This window comes from Legionella sp. 16cNR16C, assembly GCF_021297775.1.
Lineage (GTDB): Bacteria > Pseudomonadota > Gammaproteobacteria > Legionellales > Legionellaceae > Legionella_C > Legionella_C quinlivanii_A.
The window spans coordinates 814667-838659 of the sequence record NZ_JAJTMX010000002.1 but is presented as its reverse complement, the minus strand read 5'-3'; the positions used below and the strand labels follow the sequence as shown (position 1 = coordinate 838659).

Genomic DNA, 23993 nt, shown 5'->3' with positions numbered 1-23993 from the left:
GAACGATAGTCCTTGTATTAAGTTTAGTTCAATTTGGGTCCTGAGGTAAGCTTTGACAGCATGAGCTGCTTCCTTCATTACAAAAGGCTTGCTAAGAGTTTGTAAGTCTTCTAACATAGGAGTCATTACGGCGCCTGTATTAGCGAAAATCTATGATGACAGATAAATTGTTTGGAAATCAATCAATTATAATAAGCCTCGATGTCGATGCCTATTTATTTGACCGGCTTAGACAAATTGCAAAGGCAGGTTTCTCGGTCGTTGAGATCAACAGCTGTGATGAGGGGCTTTTGAAAAAAATTCTGACCGAATTTCCCGGGCTTCGCATTGGAGCAGGTAACGTTATCAGCACTCAACAACTGGAAGATTGCTATCAGGCAGGTGTACACTTTGTTTCCAGCCCGGGTTTTTTACCCGCTATTGCACAAACAGCTGCTATCTATTCAATTAACCATCTACCAGGAATTGCTACATTATCCGAAGCAATGCAGGTAATGGCGCTAGGCTATCACCAGGCAAGGCCTTTTCCTGCGTCCTTATCATTTTGCGCACTATTAAATAAATGCCTGCCCACCCTTCGTTTATTCCCCGCGGAAGTCGAATGGGATGAAGCAGAGCATTATTTAAGCTTGCCGTCAGTTGCTGCAATCAGCATTCTGAATCCAGAGGTTAAATTATTAACCTCTTTATCGGACGGGGCTCTTGCATAGATCCAGGAGCAGGAAAAAAGCTCCCAGGCAAATCGCGCTATCGGCCACATTAAAGACTGGCCAATGATAATTCTGGTAATACACATCAATAAAATCAATTACATGCCCCAGCAGTGCACGATCATACAAATTGCCAATCGCCCCACCGAGGATCAGGCTAACTGCAAGTGACTGCAGAATTGCTTTATTGGGTAAGCGCACCAGCCAGATGATTAGTGCGATACTCATTACAATACTAAAGCCTGCAAAAAACCAGCGATGCCAGCTGCCTGTTCCACTCAGGAAACTAAATGCGGCCCCCGTATTATATGCCAAGGTAAAATTAACCATTGGGATTAAAGGCTCTGGCTGATAAGCAACCAGATGGGTCGACGCCCAATATTTGCTTATTTGATCCAGAGCAATTACCAGGATACTAATAATGAACCAGTGCCATTTCTTCATGCAAATTGTCTCACTTCATCCTGACCACTTAAATTGTCTGCACAACGATCACATACTTCGGGAAAATTTTCCTGCTTGTTAACAGAGTCACGACGATGCCAGCAACGAATGCATTTTTCATAAGGGCTGGCATTGACTTCGATTGCAAGCTTTAAATCAGAGAGTGTAGAAAGCTCTTCCGGCTTTTCCTCAATCGAAAAAACTTTAGCGTCCGAAGTGATAAACAGAAACCGCAGCTCATTTTCAAGGGGCTTGAGTCTATCTAAAAGCGCCGGACTAACATACAAGCGAATCTCTGCCGCTAATCCAGAACCTATAACTCCCTGCTGTCGCTGAGCTTCCAGTGCTTTATTTACCTCATCTCTGATTTCGAGTAATTGCCGCCAGAATGCCATATCAACGTGACCAATTCCAGGCCAGCTATCATACCACTCTTCCAGCATCACCGATTCAGAGGATTTGCCTGGGATATATTGCCAAATCTCATCGGCGGTAAATGACAGAATGGGAGCTAACCAGCGAGTCATCGCGTGGATGATATGATACATTGCTGTTTGGCAGGAGCGTCTGGCTATACTGTTTTTCGGGGTCGTATATTGTCGATCTTTAATGACGTCAAGATAGAAGCTGCCAAGATCAACTGCACAAAAATTATGAATTTTCTGGTAAATAATATGAAAATTATATTGATCATAAGCCTGCAGAATTTCTTCCTGTAACTGCTGGCTATGCTTGACAACCCAGCGATCGATCTCCACCAGCTTATCGGCAGGCAATAAGTCTGTCTGGGGATCAAAATCAAATAAATTGGCTAATAAAAACCGGGCTGTATTCCTGATTCGCCGATAGGCGTCGGCATTTCGCTTTATAATTTCCTCTGAAATACTTACCTCGTTACGGTAATCAGTAGATGAAACCCAGAGACGAAGAATATCTGCCCCGTGCTGGCCGATAAGTTTGTCCAGAGCGACATAATTCCCTTTGGACTTTGACAGTTTTTTTCCTTCTGCATCCACTGTATATCCGTGGGTCAGAACGGTACGATAAGGAGCATGTCCATAAATAGCAACAGCGGTTGTGATAGAAGAATTAAACCATCCTCGATGCTGATCGGAGCCTTCAAAATAAATGTCCGCCGGAAGCGATAGCTCTTGATTCGCTTTCAATACACTGTAGTGAGAAACCCCGGAATCAAACCACACGTCCAGGGTATCGGTAATTTTTTCATAGTTTTCTGCCTCATCGCCCAGAAGTTCTTTCAAATCAAGTTCAAACCAGGCATCAATGCCCTTCTCTTCAACGCGTTTTGCAACCTGCTCTATCAAGTCGATTATATTTGGGTGAAGCTCTCTGGTTTCTTTATGAACCATTAAGGGCATCGGCGTGCCCCAGGCCCTTTGCCGGGAAATACACCAGTCGGGTCTTGTCTCAATCATCCCGGCAATACGGGCTTTGCCCCACTCCGGCATCCAGTTCACTTCATTAATAGTTTTTAAGATTTGTGTTCGCAGCCCGTTTTTTTCCATGGAAATAAACCATTGTGGGGTTGCAAGAAATATCATTGGTGTTTTGTGACGCCAGCAATGCGGATAACTATGCCGAATGACTTCATTTTTCAGCAGTACTTTTCGTTCTTCAAGTAGCGCAATAATCTTGTCATTAACCTTCAGGACGGATTGATTCGCAAAGTATTCCACATCAGCAGCATAACAACCATTCGCTTTAATGGGGTTAATCAGAGGCAAATTATAGGCTTTGCCCACCTGATAATCGTCCGGACCATGTGCCGGCGCTGTGTGCACACAGCCGGTACCTGCGTCAATCGTAACGTGTTCACCAAGAATTACAGGAACAGTTTTATCCAGAAATGGATGTTGCAGAGCCTGCTTTAGCAGATCCAAGCCAGGAACCTGTCCAAGAGACTGGTATTCAGAGAAACCGTAGCGGCTCATACAGCTCTCAACCAGTTCGGAGGCAATAATAAAACAGGCTGCCCCGGCATCCACGAGTTCATAACTTAATTCCGGATGCAGGCAAACCGCTTCGTTTCCAGGCAAACTCCAGGGGGTTGTAGTCCATATTGGGAATATTACGGGTTTGACTGCCCGACCCGCAGCAAAAATTTTAAGTATTTGCTCGGGATGAATCGCATAAAAACTCACATCAATAGAGCTGGATGTTTTTTCTTCATATTCAACTTCTGCTTCAGCCAGGGCAGAGCCGCATTCAATACACCAATGCACAGGCTTAAATCCCTGTTGCAGGTGGCCGTTTTCAATGATTTTTGCGAGTGCACGAATAATATTGGCTTCATAAGAGAAGTCAAATGTAGCATAGGGATGCTCCCAGTCACCAAAAACGCCCAGGCGTTGAAACTCATCCCGCTGGATATCAATCTGGCTTGCGGCATATTCCCTGCATTTTTCACGAAACTCTCTTGCAGAAACCTTTACTCCGGCCTTCCCAATCTTTTTTTCAACATTTAGTTCAATAGGCAAGCCATGACAATCCCAACCGGGCTGGAATGGTGAATCGTACCCGCTCATGGTTTTGGATTTGACAATAATATCCTTTAAAATTTTATTTAAGGCATGTCCACAATGCAAATGACCATTTGCATAGGGAGGGCCATCATGCAGAATAAACTTGTCGGCACCTTTTCTTTCTGATCTGATTTGCTGATAAAGCCTGGCATCCTGCCAGCCCGCAAGGCGTTCCGGTTCCCGCTGCGCCAGACTGGCCTTCATTGGAAATAAAGTGTTCGGTAAATTTAAGCTGTCTTTATAATCTGCCATTACTTACTCTGCTAAAAGCGTTAAATTCAGGCGGCTGTTTGAAAAATAGTGTTCTGCCGCCACAATATCATTTCTAATTTGCTGGATTAAATCTTCCAAATTGGAAAATTTTATTTCATCTCTTAATTTATGCAAGAAAAATACTTGTAATCGTTCACTATACAGGTTTTCCTGAAAATTGAGCAAATGAACTTCCAATACTGTTTTAGTACCGTCAACTGTTGGGCGAACACCCAAATTGGCGACACCATGATATATCTTGCCGTTACACCGTTTCACTTCGACGCAAAACACACCTGTAAACGGAGGTATTTTTCTGTTAAGGGCTATATTCGCTGTGGGAATTCCCCATTTGTGACCTTGCCTGTTTCCGACAACCACCCGCCCGGAAATGCTGTAAGTACGGCCTAGTAAACTGGCAGCCTGAGTTAGCCTGCCCTCTTTCAACAGTTTTCTGATTCGGGTGGAACTGACTCGTTTGCCATTTATCTCAAAATCAGGAAATATCTCTAATTCCCGGCCTTGAGCCTTGAAATAATCATTTAATAATAGCGCATTTCCCTGACGGTTGGCCCCGAACTGGAAATCATTGCCCACTGTTAAATAGCGCAGTTGTAATAAATCGAGAAGATACTTTTTTGCAAAGGTTTCAGCGCTCATTGAAGCCATTTCACTATTGAACTTTAACCTGCAAATATAATCTATCCCGTATCTGGAAAAAATTTCTACCTTTTCTCTGAAAGTAGATAATCGCGCCAAAGTGTCCTTTCCAAGAAAAAACTCGGCGGGCTGCGGTTCAAAAGTCAATACAACAGAGGGCAAATTCAATTCCCTTGATTTTTGCTGCAATCTTTTCAGGATGGCCTGATGCCCTAAATGTACGCCATCAAAATTACCGATTGTTGCTACACATCCCATATCTGATGGAAAACGATGTAATCCAGCTAGAATCTTCATATGATAACTTTAAGAATAAAATTTCAATTATACCGATTTTTATCGCAGTTTGCGAAATTCCTTATTATAAAGTTTAGCTCTCTGTTTAATAACTGTCGCTTTATTTCATTTCACGATTAAATTCTTTAGAATTATTGCTTTTTTTGAGGTTATCTCCTGTCAATTGGCATTACTATGCCACTGCATCAGCAGGGAATGGCAATTTATTAATTTTTGAGATATTGAGTTACTCATGAAACTTACCCCTTCAATGGACTGGAATTTTATCAAATCTATTTTTGATCCCCGCGAAATTATTTTCCCATTCACTTTACGCAAACTATTCTTCTTTCTGTTTTATGCATTACTCATTGCAGCAGTTGTAGCTGTAGAGACTAATGTGGGTTTTTTTGAATATCTGGTTCGCGCGGTTAAATCCAATCTCATTCCTTTAATGGCTATTCTATATGGTTTTGAACCTCTATTAATGCTGGTTACGATGGCTTTCACCAGGTATCCGGATAAACTTCCTGAGGTTTCAGAGAAAGCCCCCGAGCCAGCAGACTTGGAAATCCAGCTTGAGGAGGAAAACACTCAGGCAGCCATTAAAGCTCATAATAAAAAAATGGCTGTAATCATCGTTGCTCACAACAGTTCCAAGGAAATAGAAGCTACGCTCAGAGCGTATTTGAAAATTGTTGAGCCCGAGCAAATTTATATTATTGACAACGGGAACAGCGAGCAGCCCACCGACAATACACTCAGCATTGCAAAATCGGTATCCGAACAAATTAATTACTTTTGGCATAATCGTGGAAACAAAACAGTTGCCCAATTTATTGGACTTATTTTAGCTCAGGCAGATCACCATGAATTTGCGCTGATGAGTGACGATGACGTCCATCCGCCATCTAATTTTAAATTTAACGAAAGCTTGTTAGAGAATGAAAAATTTAAAGGGATTTTCTATCCCATTATGGCTATTTCCAAGCAAGAAAAACCATCCAGACTAGTGCAATTTCAATCTATTGAGTACAAGCAGGCCGATCATTTTAAAATGTTCGAGGATCGCTTTCATGGTGTTTTATATCCGCATGGCGCTATTGCTCTCTGGAAAATATCAGTCTTGTTAAGAACATTATTAACCCATAGCACTCGCTTCATCGCCGAAGATCTTGAAACGGGTATTCGTGCCGCTCGTTTAGGTTACCGTCAGCGTTTTGATGCCAATTATGTGTTTCCGACCGAAGTACCCACAACTGTTTTAGGCCCGGATCAAAATCTCTATAAGCAGCGAGCCAGAGGATGGTGTATGGGAATTCACACCATGAACCTTGAATTGTTGCGTAATTTTTTTACAGAATGGAATTTGAAGCCCGCAGATGTTGCTGCTTTAAAAGCTAGCCAGATGTATACACTGTATAATAATTATGTAGACTGGACCCGTTTACTGGTAATGATTATATCAGCAAATGATCCCACCTATTGGGGGAAGCTGGCTGCGGTAATTGCGGGTCAGCAAGCCATGACCATGTTCTGGCACTATGCCAAACTTCGTAATCGTCCTGATTTGCAGCACGATTTTCTAACACTTACTACGATGTTTTTTTATCGTCTGCTCCTAACTGCTTTTACCAATATCGGTCTGCTAAGGTTACTTTTGGTGTATTTACCAAATTTATCGCCTGCCAAAACCATTGAGGAACTGCTCAAATCGGGCGAGTTTAAAAATCTGAAGGTTGAACTGCCTGAGTTTCTTGCCTCTTTAATTGCCCCACCAAAAGAAGAAGTTAAATCGGAAAATGCGCCAGGCTTTAAAGACTCTCTTTATTCATTTTTCTGGAAAGAGCCAGTCAGCAAAAAACCATCAATTACGATCGAAGAAGTGGTGGAAACAAAGCAAACAGAAATAGAACCAGAAATAGAACTAGTGATTGACACTCCGTCTTCGCCATAAGACAACGTGAGCAGGATACTTCACAAGTTTTAACCATAAAGCGTAGGTCGGGCGCTTCGCCCGACATTTTATCAATATGGCGTTCTTTTGTTGAGTTTGATTAGAAATGAACTGTCGGGCGAAGCGCCCGACCTACGCTTATTAACTAATCCTTCGCAGAGCGAACAATCAGAACATCACATTCCGCGCCGTGAAGTATAGCATTAGCAGTAGAGCCTAATAATAAGGCCAGACCATGCTTGCCATGACTGCCCGTAACGATTAAATCAATATTTTTCTCCTGAGCCACTCGGAGTATTTCGTTTTTAGTAGAGCCAAACTCGATCATACAGTGAGCTGCATCGACACCGAGTTTTTTAGCAAGAGCAGCCAGCTCTTTCTCAGCCTGCTCACGAATAGATACTTCAACCTCAGCAAAGCCTGCAAAACCAGGATAGGCATAAGCCGGAATGGGTTCCACAACATGCACTAGCAACAGATCAGCTCCATTCTCATCAGCAATTTTCTTTGCTTTCTGCGCCGCTCTAACTCCTACTTCATCAAAATCAGTAGCGAATAACACCCTTTTGTACATAGCTATCTCCTTAGCAAGCTTATATGCTAAGCCTATCAGATATTTGGAAAATTTCCCAGTAAGCTTACTGAACTCCCAATTCCGCGAACAGCCGCGGAATACAGGGAATAACCTATCGACTTATAGATCAGGCCAGCCAGGTCAGATTAAACAGTACACCATGAGTGTATAAATGATCTAACTGAAGGCCGGTATTAAGTGTTTGCCCCGCAGCACGTCCGAGTTCGCTCCTACCCCAATCAGCAAATTCATAGCCAACACCCACCTGAAAATGTTCGTTTAAACTCTTCTGTACACCGGCGCCCAGCGTATAGGCGAAAGTTGTCTTGGTATGGTTTGCGAAATCCGCATTAGGAACGGCTTCAAAAATTGTCGGTGTATTCTGAAATGCATAGGAGCGATTAAAGCCTGCACCCACACTGGCGCTAACCCAGGGAATTACAAAATAACCCTTATCCAGCAGTAATTTGCCTTTTGCGACAATACGGTTATGTTTGACCTTATAGCTATAGGTGTAATTGTCAAACGAAGGATCAGCATCATCCCATATATTACCTTGCAGCCTAACTCGGCTGGTGGTGGCAAGTTCAATCCCTAATTGTCCTGACCACTGATCAGACAAGCTCTTTTGAGCGCCAAAGAATAACTCAGCGACAGCCAGGGCTTTGGTCGATTTTCTGGCGACATAGGTTTTTTCAATTTCGGGCGCAAGGAAAAAAGTCTGAGTATCCCCGGCTCTTGCCCAGGCAGGGCCCACACTGACAGAACTAACCCAGGTCCAGTCTTTAGCTACAACCGGTCCCATGGTACCTGCGACAGAATAGCTGGCAAAAATACTAGTGGTGAGTGCAAGTAATGCAGTCTGTTTTTTCATTGAGGGTTTCCTTACTCAAAAATATAAAATAGTAAATAAGTACATCAAATTTAACATTTAATGATACAATGTATCCCTTGCTTACCGCCTGGCGGGAAACGTTTTTCTAACTATCGTAATAATATACATGCTACTCGATCTCTTAGGAACTCTTTTATCGTTACTTTCCACCTGGTATTTCATTCAAATGGACAGGAAAGCGTGGATAATCAGCATTTTTGCCACTGAGATAAACAGTGTTCTCTATTTTAGCAAAGGGATTTATGCCGACACCCTGCTTGAAATATTTTATTTGTTAAACAGCTTTTACGGCTTTTTGCTGTGGAACAGAACTCCCAACGCAAAGTTTAAAGTTAAATGGCTATCGTTCCCTCAGGCTACCGTCCTGTTGATGCTCACTACTGCCTTATACCTTGTTATTTATTTCCTGTTGCGACAATATACTGATTCAACTGTAGCAAGCCTTGATGCACTCACAACGGCGCTTAGTATTATGGGCCAGTGGCTGATGTGTTATAAAATCATCTATACCTGGCTTGTCTGGTTTATTACCGATGCAATATATGCTTATATGTATTTTTACAAACAAATCCCTTTTCACGCCCTTCTAATGTTCCTCTATACCATTATGGCTATTGCGGGTTATTTAAAATGGGCATCTCAGGATACTCTTCAAGCACAACCCAATTCACTTTAAAATAAGGATATATTATGAAGATTATGGAGATAAAACATCCATTATTTGCTGCCTCAATGCTTTTGTTTGGCAGTAAACTAAATGCAGGGATACCATTATGGACTTTTGCGCAAGTGCCAGGATTCCCAGCCAATACCACGGTGGAAACAACAGGCAGCGCAACTGTACAATACACAGTAACTAATCAATCGCGTAAACCTCATACTTTAAGGATGCAGCCAATTCGGGGAGTTTTTCCTTCCGGATGTACCGAAACACTGGGCTATCTTCAGTCCTGCCTGCTGACTTTAACTATTAATGGGCAAGCTCTGCAAGCCGATGTCATCGGCGGTCCCATCCTTTGTGATCTATATGCCCCTTTACAGTGTTATCAGCCCGGTTTCAACGACGGCCTTAGAATCCACCTCGTATCAGCGAACCCGCAAACGCAACCAGCCCTGCTAAGTTTAAATCCTTCAATCCTTCTTCTTATCGCTGGAGACGGGGCAAAAAACATTCAGGTGTTTAATAATAGTAACGCAACAGCAGAGAATTTAACCATCTCAATCCCGGGCAGTAGTGGGCTGACAGTGAATTATGCAGCCTCTACCTGTACCAGTACACTTGCCCCCTACAGCAGTTGTACTTACAATATTCAACCAGGTGGTCTCGCGGAAACCACAGCTATTTCAGTTCAGGGTTCTAATACTAATGCGGTCAATAGCCTCGTTCGGGTTCTTGGGTTTACACCGCCAGGATATTGCGCGGGATTATTGCTTCAGAGTAATGTTAACCCGATCACCAATCCTACTGATGGGTGCAGTTCTTGTCTTCCTACCAGCCCTGGTTATCCTTTGAACAATACAATGCATGTCTTTAGTGAAGTGGGTGGATGCGGCAACGTGCAATTTACTTTGGAATGGTCACGCAATGGCGATATTGATGCCCATGCATTATTCCCTACCTTACCCACTCCAACTCATATCTATTTTCTTAATCGGACTTCAAATAATTTTGATCTGGATGTGGATGATACCGCAGGTAATGGTCCTGAAAATATCTATCAAATCAACTCTAACCTGCCAATGCCCGTGGGGCGCTCGTATTTTGCGGTCTACAATTATGCCATGCCCGCAATGCCAGGATTAACTTACTACTTACGTTTTCGCTGCATTGATAAATCAGTTACCCCATACATTCTAAATGAGGTGGTGCGAGAATTTACTGTACCCTCAGTCGTTAGTAAACTTGCCAATTATGTAGGTTATGCTGAATTTGGTGCGGATGGCTCATGTAGCATTAATTTACCATCCTCAACCGCAACGGCTATTGGAGATTTCCAGGGGAATAACGTGTTCTAGTTAAATATGAACATCACTAAGATAGATTTTTTGCGGTTTATCCGCAGGATTTCTGTATCCCGCGAAGTATTGCGGGATACAGGAAAACAGGAAACAAGTGGTATTTATGCAGCTTCTATCGGCAAATCATCATGCGTTGATAACACTTTTCGTTGCTTCATATTGTTTTTATCGGCTGCAGTACGTCGCAATTCTTCATCACTGAAATCATCCACTGCAATCACTGCCTGGCGAGCCTGTTCGGCTTCACGCATCTTGACCGCTTCTTCTGCGGTTAAAACACCAGCAGCCTCAGCTTCATCGATCTGCTCGAGTAAAGTCAATGAATTCAGTACTCCTTCTCTGACTGCCTTACTGATTTTTCGCTCGAAACTTTCAACGGCATAGATTTTATGAAACGCATCTTCCAAACGTCCAACAGGGCAATTGGCTAAGGGCTCTTTAAATACGATACGCGCCATGCGATCACGAGTCTCATTAGGCTCAGACATCAGTCTGGCAAGCTTATGACCGAGATGATCCGCAGGATAGTGCCTTTTGCTACCGAAAGGCATCAGTATTATCTTTAAAAGAATGCGTCCCCAACGAACCGGGAAATTGGTGATAACCCCTCGAAAGGCGCGCTCACACTCATGCAGTAAATGCTGGCAGCACCACTCGACCAAAGGCAGGTCAGCTGCTGGCTCTCCATCGTCGTGATAGCGTTTCAGTACTGCGGATGCGAGGTAAAGGTTACCTAAAACATCACCCAGACGTGCTGAAATTTTTTCCTTGCGTTTTAAAGCGCCTCCCAATATCCCCATACAAAAGTCTGCTGTAAACGCCAGATTGGCACTATAGCGGTTGATGAGCTGATAATAACGCTTCGCTTTACTCTGTGGAGCCTTTGTAAATCGTCCGTCAGTAAAAGCATAGACTATTGATTTAGCCAGATTAGCCATGACGAAGCCGGCATGTCCCCAGAAGGCATCATCAAAAGCCGTCAGATTATTTTCACGAACACTTTCGAGTTCCTTGAATACATAGGGATGGCAGCGAATAGCGCCTTGTCCGAAAATAATCAGATTACGGGTGAGAATATTAGCCCCTTCTACAGTAATACCAATCGGTGCATTCTGATAGCCTCTTCCCAGATAATTATTAGGCCCAAGGCATATTCCCTTACCGCCATGTATATCCATCGCATCTAAAGACACCTGACGGGCTCTTTCAGTGGTCTGGTATTTAAGAATTGCTCCGGCAACTGAGGGCTTGGCACCGTGATCAATTGCTGATGCAGCCATTGTTAGCCCTGCATCAATGATATAGGTATTGGCCATAATGCGCGCCAAAGGCTCTTCAATGCCTTCAAAGTTAGCGATTGCCTGATTAAATTGTTTTCTGACTCGGGAATATGCACCACTGGCCAAAGCTCCGGCCTGAGACCCACCCATTGCACTAGAGGGTAGTGAAATCGCTCTGCCAGCACTTAAGCATTCCATCAGCATGCGCCAGCCCGCACCTGCCATCGAAGCACCGCCGATGAGATAGTCTACGGGGATGAAAACATCCTTACCCTGAGTAGGACCATTAAGAAACGCAGTGTTCAATGGAAAATGCCTTCTACCCTTGATGACACCCGGTGTAGTCGAGGGTATTAACGCACAACTAATACCTACATCATGGCCTTTACCCAGCAGGTTCTCCGGATCAAATAATCGGAAGGCTAAACCAATTACCGTCGCGACCGGGCAAAGTGTAATATATCGCTTGTTCCAGTTCAGACGAATTCCTAAAACTTCTTTACCATTAACTATTTCCTTACAGACAATTCCCTTGTCCGGTATAGAAGCCGCATCAGACCCGGCGTTGGGGCCTGTCAGCGCAAAACAGGGTACTTCACGTCCATCCGCTAATCGAGGCAGATAGTAATCTTTCTGTTCTTTCGTACCATACTTCAAAAGTAATTCAGCAGGGCCTAATGAATTGGGCACAGAAATTGTTGTTGCAGCAGAAATGGAGCGCCCATAAACTCGCGCCAGAATAAAGGCCTGGGCAGTCGCGGAAAAATCGAGGCCGCCGTATTCCTTGGGAATAATCATCCCTAAAAAGCCTTTTTCCTTAATGAATTGCCAGACTTCAGGAGGCAGGTCGGTGCGATTATGGGTAATGTCCCAATCATCCAGCATGCGGCATAACTCATTCAGCGGGCCATTAATAAAAGCCTGTTCCGCATCAGACAATCGACTTACCGGTGCATTTAACAATTGCTTAAAGTCAGGTGCTCCGCTAAACAAATCACCTTCCCAGCTGACCGTTCCAGCTTCAAGCGCTTCACGCTCAGTGGCAGACATAGTGGGCATTGCTTTACTTACCACCTTAAATACACGGCTGGAGATTAATTGTCGTCTCAGAGGTTTGATAGCACCTGCCAGCAACATTAAAAATCCTAAGCCTAATAATGTGTGAGCAAACCACCCTAAGGAAGAATATTTCATAAAAAGTAAGGCAACAATCGCGTAACTGATTGTCCAGACTACAATTGACGCCTGTCGGCTCAGCAATTGATAAAATCCGTATATCAGGATTGCTGTTATAATTAGATTGAGCAACACATTCATCTCCTTTTAGCAATGTCAAGAATAAACAAAGACCCAGAGGGTGTTAACAGAACTGGTTCATGCGCGAAGGATCCATTGTTTGCCACAGAATCTGTAGGTGAATGGATTTCGCTTAGCAGGACACCAGTTGAATGAACAGTCTCGTGATCTTAAGTATATAGTGGGTTAATGGTTTTTTGCCAGAATTACGCATTTTGACTCTGTTTTTGTTTATCTCCCGTTTTTTTAAGGTCAAGTAGTTTGAAAATCTGCTCGGCAAGTAACTCTGGATTTTCCATTGGCAACATGTGAGTTCCCTTCATTTTCTGGCTCACAATACCATAGTGCTTGTTCATGTAACTCACGTCAGACTGGCTGACAATATCACTTTGATCCCCATAAATAAGGAAAGCCGGAATTTTTAATTTACCTTCATATTGATGAAATTGGTGTGGAATAGTCCGAAAAATGGAGTATTCAATGTCCCGATCAAATCGCAGTGAATAACCCTCTTCATCTTTGCAAAAGCCATATTCAATATAATCTTTCAGACAATCATCCCGAAAACTCGAAAAAAGCGCTCTGGTTTTAAGATAATCCCAGAGTTGTTGTTTATCAGGCCAATGCTGCCTCCTGCCCCGAGTTCGTCCGGCTGGCGTCACTTTATCAATCAGACCAATGGTTTTTGCCAGTTTTACCATTCTTGATTTAAACCGGTTTAACAAAGGAGAATCAATCATGACAACAGCAGAAAATAACTCCGGGTGCTCGATGGCAGCAATTAAGGATAATACACCGCCAAGCGAATGCCCTACTCCAATGACCGGGGGCCTGCAGTTTTCTTTGACGCTCTCTGCTATTTGATCAACCAGACAGTGCCAGTTTTCAGTTACTGGAAAACGAACATCATGCCCAATACGATCCACATAGCAGTAGTCGTACCGGGTTTCTAATGCAGTCAGGAGCTGATGATAACAAGGTGATGGGAAACCATTTCCATGTGCAAAATGGATTGTTTCCTTCACGAAAGCACCAGCTTTTTACTTTCATTACGTAATGAAATGACGGCAAAACTGAAATAAAAGGAAAGAACAAGAATAATAACCACGCCTAAGCCAGGAATGGGTAAATTCGCTGCCAGCATCAACAGTAAAATTGCGATTGACGGAGTTGCCCCGACCGCCAATAAACGACAGGATTGCGAGTAACTCAGATCCAGTTTATAAAACAATCGGGAAACCAGCTGTCCAATCATTCCAAACACCAGGAAAAACGTTAGAAACATCACGAAGAATATCAGAATGACTGTCGGATAAATGATAATCAATGACAGGTATTTTACTGTTTCAATCCCTGAAGAAGCTATCCATTTGCTCCCATCGAAAATTTCATTCATTTGTGGCGGAAATATTTGCACTATCGGTGTATCTGACTGCGGCTGTGCCTGATTCATAAAGAAAAACTGGGGCGATGGCGGCCAGAAGGATAATTGATTTTTAGAAATAAGCGTCGTGAGATAAGGATATTTTTCGCTGCGTCCGGTCACTGTTCCGCTTGTATCAATGACTGAAACAACCTGACCTGATTGATTTTTTATTTCATAGGGCATGGGTTTATCAAAACTGACAAGGCCATTTTGAATCGTGATAGGCGGCATTTTCTTAAGAGGTGTCAGCAACTGCTGATCAAAGAAAATATTGAAATCATTGGTGGTTCTCAGGGCAAATGGGGTTCCGAACACCAATATAGCAATAAATAAGTATACAATTCCCAATCCAAACCAGCGCTTGCCGACATCAACATACAATCGACTGCTGAAAAATGAGAGAACCAGAGCCTGCCAGTAGTTATAATGTGGCTTGTTAATATCCCGCAACGCTGTGTTGTTTTGACTCATGCCATCCTCCCATTCGTAATCCGGTTTTACTATCAAACAAATTTGCTTTGGCGATGTTTAATTCAATATCCAGATGATTATCACTAATTGGTTCATCTGCTGATGCTCTGATTGCAAATTGTGTTGTACCACACAAACTTTGTGCGTGAATCAGTTTATCAGCTCCCAAATCATCAATATACTCTATTTTCACCCGGATAGCTGGCCTTGCTGCGTCTCTATTAATGCGAAGATGCTCCGGGCGAATACCGATGATTACCTCATCGACAATAGCATTGGAACTATTTGGAACAGGCAGATCAAATCCAAGCCTGGACGATATTTTACCGCTGCCATTATCGAGTCGGGCAGGTATGAGGTTCATTGGATAATGACCGGTAAATCCTGCAACGAATAATGACTGGGGTTGCTGATAGAGCTCCTGAGGAGAACCTATCTGTTCAATTCTACCCTGATTTAACACGACTACTTTGGAAGCCATTGTCATTGCTTCGGTTTGATCATGGGTAACATAAATACTAGTGGTTGCAAGGTTTTGGTGAATCTTTCGTATTTCATAACGCATTTCATTGCGCAACTTTGTATCCAGATTGGATAAGGGTTCATCAAACAGAAAAACGGCGGGCGAGCGGACAATCGCGCGCCCCATCGCCACTCGCTGCCTTTGACCGCCTGACAATGCCTGCGGTTTGCGTTGCAGACAAGCGCTAATCTGCAACATTTCCGCGACATCGAGGACTCTTGTTTTAATTGAATCCGCAGTCATTCCCCTGATTTTCAGGCCATAGGCCATATTTTCAAAGCAGGTCATATGAGGATAGAGCGCATAATTCTGAAAAACCATCGCAATATCTCGTTTGGAAGGCGCTATATTATTGACACATTGTTCATCAAAAAAAATCTGCCCGGAACTTATCTCTTCAAGGCCTGCTACCAATCTTAATAAAGTTGACTTTCCACAGCCGGATGGGCCAATGATTGCGACAAACTCGCCCTGTTCGATATTTAAATTAACATCGCAAAGAATTTGCTGTTTGTCATAATCTTTACTTACATGCAGAAGTTTGACCGTAGTCATTAATGTGTTAATCCTTGCTCAAACCAGCGTTGTAAAACCACCACTATAATGCATGGAGGAAGCATCGCCAATAATGCAACTCCCATAATATAGTGCCATTGCGGGATCTGATCTGCTACCCCTGCCAGATAACGTATTCCCATAACAATGGTTGCAACACTGGAGTCACTGGTAATTACTAAAGGCCATAAATACTGGTTCCAGCCATAAACAAACAAAATGATAAACAAAGCAGCAATTTGCGTTTTTGCAAGAGGTAATAATATATCCCAGAAAAAGCGGACAGGCCCTGCTCCATCGAGTGTCGCTGCATCAATTAACTCATTGGGAACGGTCTTGAAGAACTGTCGGAAGAGGAAGGTCGCGGTTGCTGAAGCCATTAAGGGAAAAGTTAGACCGCTGTAATGATTTAGCCAGCCCATTGAAGCTACGATTTGAAAAGTGGGCACAATACGAACCTCTACCGGCAGCATCATAGTGGCAAATATCAGTCCAAAAATAAACGATTTACCCGGTAATTTAAAATAGACAAGCGCAAAGGCTGACAACAGGGCGAGAATGATTTTTCCACTGGCGATTGAAAAAGCCATCACAAAGCTGTTCAGTAACAAACGCCAGATGGGTTGACCGCCAGTTGAGGCCACGCCCTGCGTGAGCACCGTTTTTAAATTGCTTAACAACAGGCCTCCGGGAACCATTGGGACAGACTGCTGCATCATTGCACTTCCTTCATGGCTCGCTGCTACCAGAGCCAGATATAAAGGGCAAAACAAAAAAATAATAAATCCTGTGAGAAAAAAATGCGGGAGCAAACGATTTAATTTTATCATTTATAGTGCACCCTTTTTTCAAGAAAATAAAATTGCAAAAGAGTAAGAATGACGACCAAAAGCATCAATATAACAGACTGAGACGCTGAGCTCCCCGGATCCATACCCACAAATCCATCACGATAACTTTTATAAATCAAGGTACTCGTACTTGTGCCTGGGCCACCGCTGGTCAGAATATCAATGATTCCGAACGTTTCAAAAAAACCATAAATAAGATTCATGATCAACAGAAAAAAAGTAGTCGGAGATAGCAAGGGCCAGATAATCTGCCAGAATTGCTGCCAGGATGAAGCTCCGTCAATTACAGCGGCATCAATCAACGAGCGCGGCAGTGATTTGAGTGCCGCGAGAAAAAAAAGAAAATTATAACTGAACTGCTGCCAGCTGGCAGCAATAATAATAACAATAAGAGCCTGGCCTGGATGAGTGAGGTAATTAAAATGGATGCCAAAATGCTCCATTAAACCAGAAAACCAGCCCATACCTGGCTGGCACAAAAAGCGCCATAGAATAGCCGCTATCGCCGGAGCTACTGCATAAGGCCATAATAGTAATGTTTTGTAGATCCGCTGGCTTTTTTTCCGCTTGAAAACCAGATAAGCCAGCAGCAAACCAAAGCCCATCGTCGCTGCTGCAGTGGAAAAAGCAATAATAAGGGTAATCAGAATGGCGCGGGAAAACTCCGGATCCAGAAACAAATCGACAAAATTACTTAGACCGGCAAATTGCTGTTTAAGCCCAAAGGCATCACTAAAATAGACCGACTGAACTAACGCCATGAAGGCAGGCCAGATAAAAAAAATCAGGGTAATCAGTAACTGGGGAGCTATGAACAATAGCGCCAGTTTTTTGTGTGATGTAAACTTTGCCATCAGGCAACCATTTTATGTATAGAAACAAAATTATATACTGACCGCTTACCATATTAAAGACAGGGACAGAATTCAATGATTAATCCACCTCCTGATTTCATGCGCTGCATCCTTATTGATAAAAATCATCAGCTCACGATAGCTAAAGAAAAAATACCCGCAATCAATGACTATCAGATATTAGTTAAAGTAAAAGCAATCGCCTTGAACCGGGCTGATTTAATGCAGCGTCAGGGCAAATACCCGCCCCCGCCCGGTGAATCGGCAATCCCGGGACTGGAGGCAGCGGGTGAAGTGGTGGCAACAGGGCCTAAGGTTACTCGTTTTGAACCTGGCGATGCCGTTTATGGGCTGGTAGGCAGCGGCGCGTATGCTGAATACTGTCCCATTCATCAATCCCTTGCAGAAAAAATGCCTGCCGACTGGTCATTTGAATATGCTGCAGCCATTCCTGAAGCATTAACCACCGCCAACGCTACGCTTTTCGAGTTGGGAAATCTGTCGAGTCATGAAACCATGCTGGTTCATGCAGCCGGTAGCGGCATTACAACCATGGCCATTCAAATGGCAAGACTCACTCAGGTGAATCTGTTCACAACTGCCAGTAATTCGAGCAAAGCCGAGCAGGCAATTGCACTGGGAGCATCCCAGGTTATTAATTATCGGCATGACGATTTTGCAGAATTGATTGCTCCTGATTCACTGGATCTGGTTCTGGATTATATGGGGGGTGATTATTTCAATAAGCATCTCAAACTGTTGAAACCATCTGGACGCATGATTCAAATTGCTTCAATGCTGGGGCGAAATGTGGAACTTGACCTTGCAACTTTAATGAGAAAACGTTTAAAAATTCAGGGCTTTGTACTAAGGTCGCAATCCATTCCCAAGAAAATATACTTATGGCAGGCAGCACATACACGCTGGGGAGCTGCTTTGCAGAACGGCAAGCTCAAACCCGTCATTGATTCTGTCTTTCAATTCGCGGAAATAGAAAAAGCCCAGCAGCATATGCTTGATGGCAGGCATTTTGGCAAGATTGTTATCAGTCTGTGAACATCAGGCGTTCTTAAGCGTCCTCCTTAACAGCTGGGTATAAATAGGCTCATTACCAGCTAACTGGACAACGGTTGTTGAAGTCAGGCAACTGACCATCAAAGGCAATATCAGGGAATAATTCTGGGTCATTTCTACAACCAGAATAATTCCTGTCACTGGAGCCCGTACAGCAGCTGAAAAAAGTGCCCCCATCCCGGCCACAGCAAACATGCCGGGGTGAATGTCCAGTTCGGGAATTAACCACAGCAGCATGTTATAACACGCCAGGCCAGCCAGCGTACCCAGTGCCAGCATCGGCGCGAAAATACCTCCCGGCACTCCGGTGGTATAACTCATCAATGTGGTCACAAAGCGAAGTAAAATCCACAGCAACAACAAATACGCCGGCGGAGAAAGGGTTAAGGATTGTTCAATAATTTCATATCCTCCTCCGACAATCGGGGGATACATTACAGTAAAAATTCCAATCAGACAGGCAGTTATTGCAACATAAATAAATTTCTGAGGGGTACTCCATCGATCACTTAAGCTCAGACATTTCATCAAACAAATATTAAATATTAAACCTGCAAATCCCATGATTAATCCGAACAGAAAAAATAACCACAAAGAATGCAGACTTGGCTCAGTAAACACAGCCATTGGAATTGCCGGCGCCGTTCCCATAATCAATTGGCCGGTAATGGTAGCCATCACACAGCAGATAGCCACCATTTTGAAGTTGGTGAAATTGAAGTTAAATTCATTGCGCATCTCCTCAATCACGAACAGGACACCTGCTAAAGGGGCATTAAACGCAGTGGCAAGACCTGCAGCGGCTCCTGCTGAAATGAGCGTGTCACGACGGTTTCTATGTATCCTGAACCACTCTCCCAGCATCGCTCCGAGATTGCCGCCCATTTGAATAGTAGGTCCTTCACGACCGACCACCATCTTTGCGCTTATTGCTAAAACGCCGCCAATAAATTTGACAGGAAGCAAGCGCCGCCAATGAATAGGTCGTTTATGCAGCAAGGTGCCTTCAATTTCCTGCACCCCACTTCCTGCCCCTTCTGCTGCGATGAAGCGAACCAGTGCCCATGCGATAATCACCATCAGTACAGTGAAAAAAACGGTAATCATCAGTGTCATAAGCCATTGTCCCTGAGTGAATGACTTCACCCAGCTTATAAATTGGCTTACATGCGTAATGGCCATCTGAAATAAAGAACCTGCCAGGCCGGTCAATATCCCTAATAGAATCGAAATAGAGTAAACACTGACTACTTTATTCCACAGTCGTCCTTTCAATCTCATTAATTAAGTCCATTAAATTAGTGATTATTTTAAATCCCGCCTGATTCGCTAGCGATAAAATAGTCTCGGGATGAAACTGTACGGCATAAATCGGTTTGCTATGATGTTCAATCGCCATAATAACCCCATCCTCGGTTGCTGCCGTTATTTTAAGCTCTGCCGGGAAGCTCGGGCGTGAAGCATACAGTGAATGATAACGACCAGCTGTAAATGAATTGCCAAGTCCTTTAAACAAGGCTGATTCATTCTCAACTCTGATTTCCGATGCTTTTCCATGCATCGGGTAAGTCAGCGTTTCCAGTTTTCCCCCAAAATACTCCACCAGACCTTGCAATCCAAGACAAACGCCAAACAAAGGGATTCCCTGTTCAATGACTGTAGCAATGGTTTTATTCAATTCAAAATTAGCCGGACAACCAGGTCCTGGCGACAACACCACCAGGTCAAAGGATTCAGATTTTAAACATTCAAGCGCATGATCATAGCGCATGGTTTTAACCTCTGCACCCGTTTGGCGAAGATAATTCGCAAGCGTATGAACAAAGGAGTCCTGGTGATCAACTAATAATATTTTTTTACCTTCCCCAGGCATTTGCGACACACCCAGGCTTATTGCTTGTGAAGCCGGCTTTAACAAATCAACAAATGCAGAAGCCTTCAATCGGGTTTCCTGCTCTTCTGATACAGGATCGGAATCATATAATAAAGTCGCGCCCACTCTGATTTCAGCAATCCCTTTCTGAATTCGCATGGTTCTTAAAACGAGTCCTGTATTTAAATTGCCGTTAAAACCAAACCAGCCTACTGCACCCGCATACCAGCGTCTTGGCGATTTTTCGTGTTCCTCTATAAAGTTCATGGCCCATAATTTGGGGGCGCCGGTCACAGTAACTACCCACATGTGGGTAAGAAAGGCATCAACCGCATCAAAACCCTCTCGCAATATTCCTCTCACATGATCAACCGTGTGTATCAGCCGGGAGTACATTTCGATCTGCCTTCGACCAATGACCTGAACGCTGCCCGCCTCACAAATTCGCGATTTGTCATTGCGGTCCACATCGGTGCACATCGTTAACTCGGATGCTTCTTTTTCCGAGTCGAGAAGAAGCTGAATATTATGAGCGTCTTCTATGGCATCCCCTCCCCGCTTGATTGTGCCGGAAATAGGACAAGTCTCCACCATATCACCAGTCACACGCACATACATTTCAGGCGATGCCCCAACCAAATACTCTTCCTCACCCAGATTAATAAAAAAACCATAAGGGGAAGGATTCACGGTCCGCATTTTACGAAATAAATCAGAGGGCTTTTGTGGACAGTGAGCATAAAAAGTCTGACTGGGGACTACTTCAAACAGGTCCCCACAGGCAAATCGTTTTTTAGCGGTTTCAACAACGGCGGCATACTCTCCTTCCCTGTGGTCACAAAACACATCGGGCTGCTTTTCTGCGTGATACTCTGAAAACTGTCCGTCACGGGGTAATGATTGAGTGGACTCCCCTTGAAACTGAAAATCATATCGGCGGATAAAGGCATCTTCTTTTCGATGGTTGACGATATAAATTTCATCAGGGAAATAAAGAACCATTTCACGCTGGTTTTCGGCTCTTTTTTTATGTTGTTTTAAGCCCTCAAACTGAAAAATCAAATCGTAACCTAAAGCACCATATAATCCAAGATAAGGCTCCTCGGGCAACTTAAACAACTCTATCAGACAACGGATAATACTAAATACGGAGGGTTGCTGGCTTCTTTCTTCCTCAGTAAAAATTTTTTCAGATTTGTTTATTTCAAGATGCAGGACCTGTTTGGTAGTTTCTGTAACGGTAATTGATTCGGAACTGATTAAAGTAGTCTGCGCAATCCTTAATAATATCTCACCACGTCGATTAAGGGCTTGCAGTGAGGCGCTTTGTTGTTTAACTACCAATGCCATCGGTGGATTATAAAAGCCGATGTCCCAGCAAGTATAGCGTCCAGGATATTCAAAACTGGATGCGAATAAAGCGCCCCGTTGAGAATCCAGCTTATCAAGCAAGGGCTCAATCGCATTGTTATAAACAAGCGATTGTTGCTCAAACTCAATAAACACACCACCTTCTGTCTTTACTTGCTGTAGCATTTTGAGGACACCATTGATTAAATGATCCCCATTCTACTGTAAATTAATGACTCTGCAATATGACAAGTCTTCAATCAGACAGGTTAAACCAAATAAACTGCTATGCGCGTATGGATTCCGCAGATTAACAGAGATTATACGCCAATTACCAAAAAGTCCACTTCGATATTTCCGCGTGTTGCGTGCGAATAAGGACAAATTTTTTCATGCGCTTCTTTAACCAAAGCTTCCAGATCGTTCTGCGGCAGAGTTTTATCTTCGACCTGAATTTTAACCGCCAGTGCAAATCCTGTAGGCTCACGCTTGCCAATCGAAACACTGCAATTAATTATTGCCTTGGACGCATCTTTTTTGTTCGTCTTGGCAATGAAGTCCAATGCACCACCAAAACAGGCCGCATATCCAGCCGCGAATAAATGCTCCGGTGTTGCTGTATCAGACTTTCCCTGACCACCTAAATCTTTGGGAACTGACAGATTGACAGAAACCATACCGTCGTTTGTTTCACTATGGCCATTTCGTCCGCCTGTCGATGTGGCGGTAATAGTAAATAAGGGTTGAATTTTATCCACGTAATTCTCCTGAATGTGTGTGTTTAAAAGAGTGAACAGATAGATGTTAGCAAATATTTGTTTTATATCAAGGGACTATAGCTTCACGTTTAATCACTTTGACAACTATTTTAAATCCATGCAACAATCCGCGCCATTATTGCCAAAAACATTTCTACGACTTGTTTTAAGGGAATTGCAGCAGATTTTTAACCTGGTAAATGGAGGATGAGTGTGGGTAAATTTTTAAGAAAATTGAATGAACGTCTTCAGCTGGTTGACAAGGCAGATTTCAGGCGTGAGCAATATCAATCCTATATGACCGGTCCTGAATGGCGAAACGTTGAAATGGCCAGTGAATATGGCGAATACCTGGGACAAAATAAATCAATGTTTCATTTCCCCTACTTGCGGCAGATCGGGGGATTATGGAGAGTATTTTATAATTCATATCAGGCAGCACGACAATATAATAGTCGCTGGGAGATAATTTCTTCTGAATATATGGTAATGGACGTATTCGTCAGTGCTTTTACCACAATGGAGCTTTTGCCTAAAGCTCTTTTATCGCTTGTTACTTTTCCCTTCTTTAACAAGGAAAATCCTAGCGAAATGCAACAGCATTTGGCCTAGTTTTATAAGCAATACGCCAAAGATTTGCAGACCGTACCTTTCTACGATCATGAATATAAAAAAATCCGCGACGATTTAGCTGAAAAATATAAAGCTTGCCAAAACTGGACCTGGGGCGACTGGTTTAGTTGGAAAGTAGTTTCAGCAGAATTATTCGCAAGACGCATCATTTCCAAACCCTTGAGCTGGTGGTTTCATCAGGATAATAATTTGGTTCCAGCAACCACGGACTTGCTGGTTAAACTGAATGTTCCTGACGAAACTGACTTCGAGGCTGCAAAAAGTCAGCTTAGGAACAAAATAGAAAGTCTTTCTAAAGAGCATACGCTAGCAATTGTGGATGATCACGTATACGAAAGGGGTAAAATCAAAGAAAAACACGGACAATCATACACTTCAGTCTATGCCCGTATCAGTGCTCCGCGCTATGCTGCTTTTCAGCCAGCTGTTCAAGCGATGGCCCAAAACGGTATTCATACCCGATTATTGGCAGGACAGGAACAGGTACAGGTCAAGTGCATTATTGAGGCCGAGGACGGCGCAAAACTAAATGTACGGCAAAAAGCGGCCAATCAGGTCAAGCACGTAAACCCGCTCTATACCTACGGGGATCATATTGAGAGTACAAGAAGATTTTGTCTTTTTGATGTACCTGCAAGAGATCTGCATAAAACCCTTACTCGGCTCAGTAATCAAGAGGGTGTTGAAACTAAATTCATTCATAATTTTTAAGGAAAGAT

Annotated in this window: 21 protein-coding genes; 7 read left to right on the top strand and 14 right to left on the bottom strand. The window is 43.3% G+C overall.

Annotated elements, in window-relative coordinates; translation table 11 throughout:
• Positions 1 to 152: 152 nt before the first annotated feature.
• Positions 153 to 710: a multidrug DMT transporter permease gene (locus LXA66_RS07565; RefSeq protein ID WP_058506686.1), complete on the top strand. Its 558-nt coding sequence runs from the start codon at positions 153 to 155 to the stop codon at positions 708 to 710.
• Here the strand turns inward: LXA66_RS07565 and lspA are convergent.
• The 3 genes from lspA to ribF are packed head-to-tail and all read right to left on the bottom strand — an operon-like array spanning position 687 to position 4906.
• Complete coding sequence (gene lspA / locus LXA66_RS07560) at positions 687 to 1154, bottom strand: signal peptidase II (protein ID WP_233012644.1); 468 nt, start codon at positions 1152 to 1154, stop codon at positions 687 to 689. The two genes, LXA66_RS07565 and lspA, sit on opposite strands and share 24 nt — an antisense overlap.
• The gene (gene ileS / locus LXA66_RS07555; protein WP_233012643.1) at positions 1151 to 3949 is read right to left on the bottom strand and encodes an isoleucine--tRNA ligase; all 2799 of its coding nucleotides are present in this window, start codon (positions 3947 to 3949) and stop codon (positions 1151 to 1153) included. The genes lspA and ileS overlap by 4 nt, the downstream gene beginning before the upstream one ends.
• A 3-nt stretch (positions 3950 to 3952) precedes the next feature.
• Positions 3953 to 4906: a bifunctional riboflavin kinase/FAD synthetase gene (ribF, locus tag LXA66_RS07550; RefSeq protein ID WP_133139132.1), complete on the bottom strand. Its 954-nt coding sequence runs from the start codon at positions 4904 to 4906 to the stop codon at positions 3953 to 3955.
• Positions 4907 to 5138: 232 nt separating this feature from the next.
• Here ribF and LXA66_RS07545 point away from each other — a divergent pair, with 232 nt between their 5' ends.
• Entirely contained in the window at positions 5139 to 6842 is a 1704-nt protein-coding gene (locus LXA66_RS07545; protein ID WP_233012642.1) for a glycosyltransferase family 2 protein, read from the top strand.
• 145 nt (positions 6843 to 6987) lie between these two features.
• Here LXA66_RS07545 and LXA66_RS07540 read toward each other — a convergent pair whose 3' ends face one another.
• Together LXA66_RS07540 and LXA66_RS07535 are read right to left on the bottom strand one after the other, a co-directional pair.
• The gene (locus LXA66_RS07540; protein WP_058506691.1) at positions 6988 to 7416 is read right to left on the bottom strand and encodes a universal stress protein; all 429 of its coding nucleotides are present in this window, start codon (positions 7414 to 7416) and stop codon (positions 6988 to 6990) included.
• A gap of 127 nt (positions 7417 to 7543) precedes the next feature.
• Complete coding sequence (locus tag LXA66_RS07535; protein ID WP_233012641.1) at positions 7544 to 8290, bottom strand: outer membrane protein; 747 nt, start codon at positions 8288 to 8290, stop codon at positions 7544 to 7546.
• A gap of 127 nt (positions 8291 to 8417) precedes the next feature.
• Here LXA66_RS07535 and pnuC point away from each other — a divergent pair, with 127 nt between their 5' ends.
• Entirely contained in the window at positions 8418 to 8987 is a 570-nt protein-coding gene (gene pnuC, locus LXA66_RS07530; protein ID WP_255665308.1) for a nicotinamide riboside transporter PnuC, read from the top strand.
• Between the two features lie 14 nt (positions 8988 to 9001).
• Positions 9002 to 10327 (top strand): hypothetical protein, encoded by a 1326-nt coding sequence (locus tag LXA66_RS07525; RefSeq protein WP_233012639.1) that lies wholly within the window; start codon positions 9002 to 9004, stop codon positions 10325 to 10327.
• Positions 10328 to 10431: 104 nt separating this feature from the next.
• Here LXA66_RS07525 and LXA66_RS07520 read toward each other — a convergent pair whose 3' ends face one another.
• The 6 genes from LXA66_RS07520 to LXA66_RS07495 form a co-directional block, all read right to left on the bottom strand.
• Positions 10432 to 12918 (bottom strand): acyl-CoA dehydrogenase, encoded by a 2487-nt coding sequence (locus tag LXA66_RS07520; protein ID WP_370637232.1) that lies wholly within the window; start codon positions 12916 to 12918, stop codon positions 10432 to 10434.
• A 194-nt stretch (positions 12919 to 13112) separates the two neighbouring features.
• Positions 13113 to 13931 (bottom strand): alpha/beta fold hydrolase, encoded by an 819-nt coding sequence (locus LXA66_RS07515; RefSeq protein ID WP_233012637.1) that lies wholly within the window; start codon positions 13929 to 13931, stop codon positions 13113 to 13115.
• The gene (locus LXA66_RS07510) at positions 13928 to 14803 is read right to left on the bottom strand and encodes a DUF1189 family protein (protein WP_233012636.1); all 876 of its coding nucleotides are present in this window, start codon (positions 14801 to 14803) and stop codon (positions 13928 to 13930) included. Before LXA66_RS07510 ends, LXA66_RS07515 begins: the two co-directional genes overlap by 4 nt.
• Complete coding sequence (locus LXA66_RS07505) at positions 14769 to 15881, bottom strand: ABC transporter ATP-binding protein (protein WP_233012635.1); 1113 nt, start codon at positions 15879 to 15881, stop codon at positions 14769 to 14771. Before LXA66_RS07505 ends, LXA66_RS07510 begins: the two co-directional genes overlap by 35 nt.
• Complete coding sequence (gene ugpE / locus LXA66_RS07500; RefSeq protein ID WP_233012634.1) at positions 15881 to 16711, bottom strand: sn-glycerol-3-phosphate ABC transporter permease UgpE; 831 nt, start codon at positions 16709 to 16711, stop codon at positions 15881 to 15883. Before ugpE ends, LXA66_RS07505 begins: the two co-directional genes overlap by 1 nt.
• A complete protein-coding gene (locus tag LXA66_RS07495; protein WP_112217969.1) occupies positions 16708 to 17586 on the bottom strand; it encodes an ABC transporter permease subunit in 879 nt (292 codons plus the stop codon). The genes ugpE and LXA66_RS07495 overlap by 4 nt, the downstream gene beginning before the upstream one ends.
• Positions 17587 to 17661: 75 nt before the next feature.
• Between LXA66_RS07495 and LXA66_RS07490 the strand changes: the two genes are divergently transcribed.
• Positions 17662 to 18642: an NAD(P)H-quinone oxidoreductase gene (locus tag LXA66_RS07490; RefSeq protein ID WP_233012633.1), complete on the top strand. Its 981-nt coding sequence runs from the start codon at positions 17662 to 17664 to the stop codon at positions 18640 to 18642.
• Between the two features lie 3 nt (positions 18643 to 18645).
• On the opposite strand, the gene clcA is transcribed toward LXA66_RS07490, so the two are convergent.
• The 3 genes from clcA to LXA66_RS07475 all read right to left on the bottom strand — a co-directional run bounded on the left by clcA (position 18646) and on the right by LXA66_RS07475 (position 22641).
• Positions 18646 to 19923: a H(+)/Cl(-) exchange transporter ClcA gene (clcA, locus tag LXA66_RS07485; protein ID WP_233013027.1), complete on the bottom strand. Its 1278-nt coding sequence runs from the start codon at positions 19921 to 19923 to the stop codon at positions 18646 to 18648.
• On the bottom strand, positions 19913 to 22069 hold the full coding sequence (locus LXA66_RS07480; protein ID WP_233012632.1) for an anthranilate synthase component I: 2157 nt from the start codon (positions 22067 to 22069) through the stop codon (positions 19913 to 19915). Before LXA66_RS07480 ends, clcA begins: the two co-directional genes overlap by 11 nt.
• 134 nt (positions 22070 to 22203) lie before the next feature.
• A complete protein-coding gene (locus LXA66_RS07475) occupies positions 22204 to 22641 on the bottom strand; it encodes an organic hydroperoxide resistance protein (protein WP_233012631.1) in 438 nt (145 codons plus the stop codon).
• Positions 22642 to 22854: 213 nt separating this feature from the next.
• Between LXA66_RS07475 and LXA66_RS07470 the strand changes: the two genes are divergently transcribed.
• Both LXA66_RS07470 and LXA66_RS07465 read left to right on the top strand, forming a co-directional pair.
• Positions 22855 to 23253 carry a hypothetical protein gene (locus LXA66_RS07470; protein ID WP_233012630.1) on the top strand — a complete coding sequence of 133 codons (399 nt, stop codon included), beginning with the start codon at positions 22855 to 22857 and terminating at the stop codon, positions 23251 to 23253.
• A gap of 24 nt (positions 23254 to 23277) precedes the next feature.
• Positions 23278 to 23985, top strand: a complete 708-nt coding sequence (locus tag LXA66_RS07465) for a hypothetical protein (protein ID WP_233012629.1) — start codon at positions 23278 to 23280, stop codon at positions 23983 to 23985.
• The last annotated feature ends 8 nt before the right edge of the window (positions 23986 to 23993 follow it).

Coding starts and splice junctions, on each gene's coding strand:
- LXA66_RS07565 (WP_058506686.1), top strand. CDS start 153: ATGATGACAGATAAATTGTTTGGAAATCAATCAATTATAATAAGCCTC.
- lspA (WP_233012644.1), bottom strand. CDS start 1,154: ATGAAGAAATGGCACTGGTTCATTATTAGTATCCTGGTAATTGCTCTG.
- ileS (WP_233012643.1), bottom strand. CDS start 3,949: ATGGCAGATTATAAAGACAGCTTAAATTTACCGAACACTTTATTTCCA.
- ribF (WP_133139132.1), bottom strand. CDS start 4,906: ATGAAGATTCTAGCTGGATTACATCGTTTTCCATCAGATATGGGATGT.
- LXA66_RS07545 (WP_233012642.1), top strand. CDS start 5,139: ATGAAACTTACCCCTTCAATGGACTGGAATTTTATCAAATCTATTTTT.
- LXA66_RS07540 (WP_058506691.1), bottom strand. CDS start 7,416: ATGTACAAAAGGGTGTTATTCGCTACTGATTTTGATGAAGTAGGAGTT.
- LXA66_RS07535 (WP_233012641.1), bottom strand. CDS start 8,290: ATGAAAAAACAGACTGCATTACTTGCACTCACCACTAGTATTTTTGCC.
- pnuC (WP_255665308.1), top strand. CDS start 8,418: ATGCTACTCGATCTCTTAGGAACTCTTTTATCGTTACTTTCCACCTGG.
- LXA66_RS07525 (WP_233012639.1), top strand. CDS start 9,002: ATGAAGATTATGGAGATAAAACATCCATTATTTGCTGCCTCAATGCTT.
- LXA66_RS07510 (WP_233012636.1), bottom strand. CDS start 14,803: ATGAGTCAAAACAACACAGCGTTGCGGGATATTAACAAGCCACATTAT.
- LXA66_RS07505 (WP_233012635.1), bottom strand. CDS start 15,881: ATGACTACGGTCAAACTTCTGCATGTAAGTAAAGATTATGACAAACAG.
- ugpE (WP_233012634.1), bottom strand. CDS start 16,711: ATGATAAAATTAAATCGTTTGCTCCCGCATTTTTTTCTCACAGGATTT.
- LXA66_RS07495 (WP_112217969.1), bottom strand. CDS start 17,586: ATGGCAAAGTTTACATCACACAAAAAACTGGCGCTATTGTTCATAGCT.
- LXA66_RS07490 (WP_233012633.1), top strand. CDS start 17,662: ATGATTAATCCACCTCCTGATTTCATGCGCTGCATCCTTATTGATAAA.
- LXA66_RS07480 (WP_233012632.1), bottom strand. CDS start 22,069: ATGCTACAGCAAGTAAAGACAGAAGGTGGTGTGTTTATTGAGTTTGAG.